6 protein-coding genes are annotated in these 6,464 nt (G+C 68.8%); 4 read left to right on the top strand and 2 right to left on the bottom strand.

The annotated features are described in order from the left end of the window. Positions 1-386 precede the first annotated feature (386 nt). Positions 387-1,553 (bottom strand): glycogen synthase, encoded by a 1,167-nt coding sequence (glgA, locus tag NI2_RS03675; protein WP_067486020.1) that lies wholly within the window; start codon positions 1,551-1,553, stop codon positions 387-389. Between the two features lie 110 nt (positions 1,554-1,663). Here glgA and glgC point away from each other — a divergent pair, with 110 nt between their 5' ends. Further along, entirely contained in the window at positions 1,664-2,881 is a 1,218-nt protein-coding gene (gene glgC, locus NI2_RS03670; RefSeq protein ID WP_067485786.1) for a glucose-1-phosphate adenylyltransferase, read from the top strand. Here glgC and NI2_RS03665 read toward each other — a convergent pair whose 3' ends face one another. Beyond that, positions 2,882-3,514: an O-methyltransferase gene (locus NI2_RS03665; RefSeq protein ID WP_067485784.1), complete on the bottom strand. Its 633-nt coding sequence runs from the start codon at positions 3,512-3,514 to the stop codon at positions 2,882-2,884. It lies immediately after the preceding gene. Positions 3,515-3,794: 280 nt separating this feature from the next. Between NI2_RS03665 and sigE the strand changes: the two genes are divergently transcribed. The 3 genes from sigE (at position 3,795) to NI2_RS03650 (ending at position 6,443) form a co-directional block, all read left to right on the top strand. After that, positions 3,795-4,463: an RNA polymerase sigma factor SigE gene (gene sigE / locus NI2_RS03660; RefSeq protein WP_084456750.1), complete on the top strand. Its 669-nt coding sequence runs from the start codon at positions 3,795-3,797 to the stop codon at positions 4,461-4,463. Between the two features lie 62 nt (positions 4,464-4,525). Next, on the top strand, positions 4,526-4,894 hold the full coding sequence (locus NI2_RS03655) for a zf-HC2 domain-containing protein (protein WP_067485782.1): 369 nt from the start codon (positions 4,526-4,528) through the stop codon (positions 4,892-4,894). A gap of 10 nt (positions 4,895-4,904) precedes the next feature. Further along, positions 4,905-6,443: a S1C family serine protease gene (locus NI2_RS03650; RefSeq protein WP_067485780.1), complete on the top strand. Its 1,539-nt coding sequence runs from the start codon at positions 4,905-4,907 to the stop codon at positions 6,441-6,443. Positions 6,444-6,464: the final 21 nt, after the last annotated feature.

Below are 6,464 nucleotides of genomic sequence, written 5' to 3'. Positions count from 1 at the left end.
ACTCGAGTAGTGCCGTGCGGCTGGAAATGCGGTAGGTAACGGACTCGAGTGGTGCCGCGTGGGCCGGAGTGCGGTAACTGGCGCACCGAGTGGTGCCGCGTGGGCCGGAGTGCGGTAACTGGCGCACCGAGTGGTGCCGCGTGGGCCGGAGTGCGGTAACTGGCGCACCGAGTGGTGCCGCGTGGGCCGGAGTGCGGTAACTGGCGCACCGAGTGGTGCCGCGTGGGCCGGAGTGCGGTAACTGGCGCACCGAGTGGTGCCGCGTGGGCCGGAGTGCGGTAACTGGCGCACCGAGTGGTGCCGCGTGGGCCGGAGTGCGTTTGGTGGCGGACTCGAGTGGTGCCGCGTGGCTGGGATGCGGCGAGGCGTACGCGGCGCGGATGCTCTCAGCGGATGACTTCGCGATAGACATTCACAGTCTGCTCCGCGATCCTCGCCCAATCGAACTCCGCGATGGCTCGCGCGCGGCCTGCCTGCCCGTAGCGCGTCGCCAGTTCGGGGTCGGCCGCCACCGCGTTCACTGCGGCGGCGAGTGCGCGTTCGTAGTCACCCGAGGCGACCGGGTCGTAGTGCACCAATCGTCCCGTGACACCGTCGGCGACCACTTCCGGGATCCCGCCCACGTCCGAGGCGACGACGGCGGTCGCGCATGCCATCGCTTCCAGGTTCACGATGCCGAGGGGTTCGTATACCGACGGGCAGACGAAAACTGTTGAGGCCGTGAGGATTTGACGCACCTGTTCGGTGGGGAGCATCTCCTTCACCCAGAACACATTGCCGCGCCGGATTTGCAGCTCGTCGACCGCGGCGGCCACTTCCTGCTCGAGTTCCACCGTGTCCGCCGCACCGGCGCACAACACCAGCTGGATGTCGGGGTCGAAATCGGCTGCGGCGGCGAGCAAGTGGCCGACACCCTTCTGCCGGGTGATGCGGCCGACGAACGAGACGATCGGCAGATCGGCACGCACTCCGAGGCGGTCGAGTACCGGCTGCTCAGTGCCGACGGGGGCACCGGGATGCCATACGCCCGCGTCGATGCCGTTGTGCACCACGTGGACCCGGCCGGGGTCGATGGCGGGATAGGCGTCGAGCACGTCGTGGGCCATGCCCTCGCTCACCGCGATCACGGCGTCGGCCTGTTCCATGGCGTTGCGTTCCGACCACGAGGACAGGCGGTATCCGCCGCCGAGCTGTTCGGCCTTCCACGGCCTGCGCGGTTCGAGCGAATGCGCGGTGAGCACGTGCGGAATGCCGTACAGCGCACCGGCGAGATGGCCGGCCAGGCCCGCGTACCAGGTGTGCGAATGCACCACGTCCACCGCGCCGACGGCGTCGGCCATCCGCAGCTGCGCCGACATCATCTGCAACGCGGCGTTGGCGGCGTACAGCTCGGGGTCGGGCCGGTGCACCACCGCCCCCGTGCGCGGCGCGCCCATGCAGTGCACGGTCACCTCGCACAGCGCGCGCAGCCGGGCGGTGAGCTCGGTGACGTGCACGCCCGCGCCGCCGTACACCTCGGGCGGATACTCCCGGGTCAGCATGGCCACCCGCAACGGATCCGCGATCGCTCGTTCCCCGTCGGTGCCATCACTCACGCGGTCCAAATTAGACGCTCGGGTCGACATGGGCCACCGGGTGGGCCCGGGACCTGTACTTTGACAGGGTGAGGAGCCAGCCGCACGTACTCGGGATCGTGCTCGCCGGTGGCGAGGGCAAACGACTGTTTCCGCTCACGGCCGACCGCGCCAAGCCCGCGGTTCCGTTCGGTGGGGCCTACCGGCTGATCGATTTCGTACTCAGCAACCTGGTCAACGCGGGATATCTGCGCCTGTGCGTCCTCACCCAGTACAAGTCGCATTCGCTGGACCGCCACATCTCCCAGACCTGGCGACTGTCGGGTTTCACCGGGGAGTACATCACCCCGGTGCCAGCGCAGCAGCGGCTCGGACCGCGCTGGTACACCGGCAGCGCCGACGCGATCATGCAGTCGCTCAACCTGATCTACGACGAGGACCCCGACTACATCGTGGTTTTCGGGGCCGATCACGTGTACCGGATGGACCCGGAACAGATGGTGGCCAGCCATATCGCCTCGGGCGCGGGCGTCACCGTCGCGGGGATTCGGGTGTCGCGCAGCGAGGCGAGGGCGTTCGGCTGTATCGATTCCGACGAGTCCGGCCGCATCACCCAGTTCCTCGAGAAACCCGCCCATCCGCCCGGCACCCCGGACGACCCGAACATGACCTTCGCGTCGATGGGCAACTACGTGTTCACCACCCGCGTGCTCGTCGACGCGATCCGCGCCGACGCGGAGAACTCCGATTCCGATCACGACATGGGCGGCGACATCATCCCGTCGCTGGTCGCGGCCGGGCAGGCCGCCGTCTACGACTTCGCCGACAACGACGTACCGGGCGCCACCGATCGCGACCGGGGCTACTGGCGCGATGTCGGCACCATCGACGCCTTCTACGAGGCGCACATGGACCTGGTCTCGGTGCACCCGGTGTTCAACCTCTACAACAAGCACTGGCCCATCCGCGGCGCCGCCGAGAACCTGCCGCCCGCCAAGTTCGCGCGTGGCGGGCTCGCTCAGGAGTCCATCGTCGGTGCGGGCTCGATCCTGTCGGCCGCCACCGTGCGCAACTCGGTCCTCAGCTCCAACGTGATGATCGACGACGGCGCGACCGTGGAGGGCAGCGTGCTGATGCCCGGTGTGCGCATCGGGCGTGGCGCGGTGGTCCGCCACGCCATCCTCGACAAGAACGTGGTGGTCGGCGAGGGCGAGATCATCGGCGTTGACCTCGATCGCGACCGGGAACGATTCGCCGTGAGCAACGGTGGGGTCGTCACCGTCGGCAAGGGCATCTGGGTGGGCTGACTACCCACGCGAGGCGCAGAGCAACCCGTCGCCGATCGGGATGAGCACACTGGTGAGCTCGGGATTCTCGGCGATCGCCCTGGTCGCTGCACGCACCGCCTGGGTGGCGGGGTCGCGCTGGGACTGATCGGGGACGCGCCCGCCGAGCAGCGCGTTGTTCAGGATGAACGCACCGCCCTCGCGCAGTAATCGCACACCCTGCTCCACGTAGAGCGGGTGTTCCATGGGCGAGGCGTCGACGAACACCAGGTCGTAGGCGCCGTCGGCCAGGCGCGGCAGTACGTCGAGGGCGCGGCCGTTGATGAGCCGGGTGCGCGCGGGCGCGATCTCGGCGGTGCGGAAGGCCTCCTTGGCGGCCCGCTGATGCTCGGGTTCGGAGTCGATGGTGGTGAGGGTTCCGTCCTCACGCATGCCGTCGAGCAGCCACAATCCGCTCACCCCCGCGCCGGTGCCCACCTCGACGACCGAGCGGGCGCCGAGCATCTGCGCGTACATGCTCAGTAGCGCGCCGACCGAGGCGGGCACGGGCGCGGCGCCCAATTCGGTGGCCCGCTCGCGCGCGTCGAGGAGGACTTCGTCCTCGACGACGGACTCCTCCACATAGGCCAGGTTCCGCTCCACGTTCGATGCCACAGCTAAGAGGCTATGTCACCGACCGGGTCTGTGTATTCAGCGAAGGCGCCCACGCGGGGTGAGTGTCGGGGCACATCAGGATTCTCAGGCGCCACTCAGGGTCTCCACACGTGCCCCATATCGCGACAGGAAATAGTTGCCACACCAGCCGATCGCGGCGGGTACGAGACGCGGGAACAACCGCAGACATCCGGCGGTTGTTTCTGAAAAGACAAGGTCCGCTGACCCGGACCGGTTCGGTTTCGTGCCGGCGGTCCCGAGTAGGAGGTGTCCCATCCCGATGGTAGACACGGCGCGTTCCGACGCCACACTGCCCGCCCAGACCCTTCCCACCGACTTTCCGCCGTCCGTCGAGGACGATCTCGATGCCGAACTCACCGGCACCGCGGCTTTCGACGCCACCGGTGACCGCACGGTGATGCCGTCGTGGGACGAACTGGTCCGCGAGCACGCCGACCGGGTCTACCGCCTCGCCTACCGGCTCTCCGGCGACGCCCAGGACGCCGAGGACCTCACTCAGGAAACCTTCATCCGGGTGTTCCGATCCCTGCAGAGCTACCAGCCGGGCACGTTCGAAGGCTGGTTGCACCGCATCACCACGAACCTGTTCCTCGACATGGTCCGCAGGCGCAATCGCATCCGCATGGAGGCGTTACCCGAGGACTACGACCGGGTGCCCGCCGAGGGGCCGACGCCCGAGGACGCCTACCACGACTCCCGCCTCGACCCGGACCTGCAGAAGGCGCTCGACGCGCTCGCGCCGGAGTTCCGCGCGGCCGTGGTGCTGTGTGACATCGAGGGCCTGTCCTACGAGGAGATCGGCGCCACGCTCGGCGTCAAGCTGGGCACTGTGCGCAGCCGCATCCACCGCGGGCGCCAGGCACTGCGCGACTACCTTGCGCATAATGGAATAGAGCAGCGATACTCCGCTGACACCTACGCAGGGTGACGGCCGCGAGCGGCCACACCCGGCCTGGTCGGGTTGATGTCGGTCGGAAGGAAGAACTCCGCATGAGCGTGGATCCAGCATCCTCAGGTCGCACACCGCGCTTTCAGCCCACCGAGCATCTGGCCAGCGAGGCGATCGCGGCCTACGTCGACGGCGAGCTGCGCATGAACGCCTATCTGCGTGCCGCCCAGCATCTCTCGGTGTGCCCCGAATGCGCCGCCGAGGTCGACGCCCAGCAGCAGGCGCGGATCGCGCTGCGCCGGGCGGGCGAAATCGCCGTCCCACGCAGCCTGCACGACAGCCTCAGCCGCATCCCGCTGGCCGAACTGCCCGCCGCCGCACCCGAACCTCCCCGCCGTAACGAGGCATTTCTCGGATTCCTGACCGATTCGTTCCCCGCAGCCCGGTGGACTACGTGGCGGCGCAAGTAGAGTCACGGGCGTGACAGGCGAATCGACGAATCCCGGATCGACCGACAACTCGGATTCGGCGGCGTCACGGGGGAATCTGCGGCCCTCCGACGCGCCGACCCTCGGCCCGCGTCCGGTGTACCGGCCGCACATCGACAGCCATACCGCGCACGCGTTCCGCCGCCCGAACGGCCAGACGGGTTCGTTCGCCCCGCACGATCCGATGCGCGATGGCAAGCGTTCCGGCGACGGCGAACTGGTCGATCGCCGGCCGCCGGACGGTGTGCTCGCCGAGGCGTTCGCCCGCCCCGAGGGCTCCGACGAACTGTTGCAGCGCGAACCCGATTCCGGCGAACGCAAGATCGTCGTCGCGGGTCCGGTGGACCCCTGGCGTGACCCGGCCGCGGGCGCGCGCCTCGGCGCCCCGGCGATCGAGACACCCGAACCCGCCCCACTGCCTGTCGCTCCCAAACTGTCGGCCCGCGAGGTGCTGTTCGGCTCCCGTGTTGCGCCCAAGGCGCTGGCCTTGCTCGCCGTGATCGCGCTCGGTATCGCCGTCGTCGGTGGGCTGGTCGGGCGGATCACCGCCGAGACCGCGTCCACCCTCACCTCGCGCAAGGTCACCCTCCAGCAGAGCGAGAGCTCCGATTCTCCGCACGGCAAGATCGCGGCCGTCGCCGACGCGGTGCTGCCGTCGGTGGTGTCGATCCAGGTCATCATCGGTGACGGCGGGCCGTCCGGCTCGGGTGTCGTCCTCGACGCCGAGCAGGGCTACATCGTCACCAACAACCACGTGATCTCGGCGGCGGCCACCGACAAGTCCGGCAACGCCAAGATCCAGATCGAATTCTCCGACAACACCCGGGTGCCTGCCCAGATCGTCGGGCGCGATCCCAAGACCGACCTCGCGGTGCTCAAGGTCGACGCCGACAACCTCACCGAGGCGAACCTCGGCCGCTCCGACGACGTGCAGGTGGGCGACGACGTGCTCGCCATCGGTTCGCCGCTCGGCCTGGAGAAAACCGTCACCTCCGGCATCGTCAGCGCGCTGCACCGCCCGGTGAGCCTCGGCGGCGAGGGCACCGACACCAATGCCGTGATCGACGCGGTGCAGACCGACGCCTCGATCAACCCCGGCAACTCCGGTGGCGCCCTCGTCGACATGGACGGCAGACTGATCGGCGTCAACACCGCTATCAAGAGCAACACCGGTAACTCGGTCGGTCTCGGGTTCGCCATCCCGATCGACGTGGTCACCTCCATCGCGCAGACCCTGATCCGCGACGGCAAGGTCAACCACCCGCAGCTCGGGCTCAGCGCGCGCACCAAGGCCGTCGCCAACGAGTTGCGCAGCGGCGCCGCCGTGGCCGACGTGGTGGCGGGCGGACCTGCGGCCAAGGCGGGCATCGTCGAGGGCGACGTTATCGTCAAGGTCGGTGACCGCATCGTCGAGGGCCCCGACGAACTGGTCGTCGCGGTGCAGTCGCACAAGATCGGCGAGCGGGTGAACGTGCAGTTGATCCGCGATGGCAGGCAGGTGGACGTGCCCGTCACCCTCGAATCCGACTGAGCTGCGACGACGCGCGCCGGG

The sequence above is a fragment of the Nocardia ignorata NBRC 108230 genome, from assembly GCF_001612905.1.
In the GTDB taxonomy this organism is placed as follows: Bacteria; Actinomycetota; Actinomycetes; order Mycobacteriales; family Mycobacteriaceae; genus Nocardia; species Nocardia ignorata.
Note: the sequence above shows the minus strand (reverse complement) of the source record. Positions and strands in the feature narration are given on the sequence as shown.

Bases quoted from the DNA above. Each gene is read 5' to 3' on its own strand.
- NI2_RS03655 (WP_067485782.1), top strand. From the start codon at position 4,526: ATGAGCGTGGATCCAGCATCCTCAGGTCGCACACCGCGCTTTCAGCCC.
- sigE (WP_084456750.1), top strand. From the start codon at position 3,795: ATGGTAGACACGGCGCGTTCCGACGCCACACTGCCCGCCCAGACCCTT.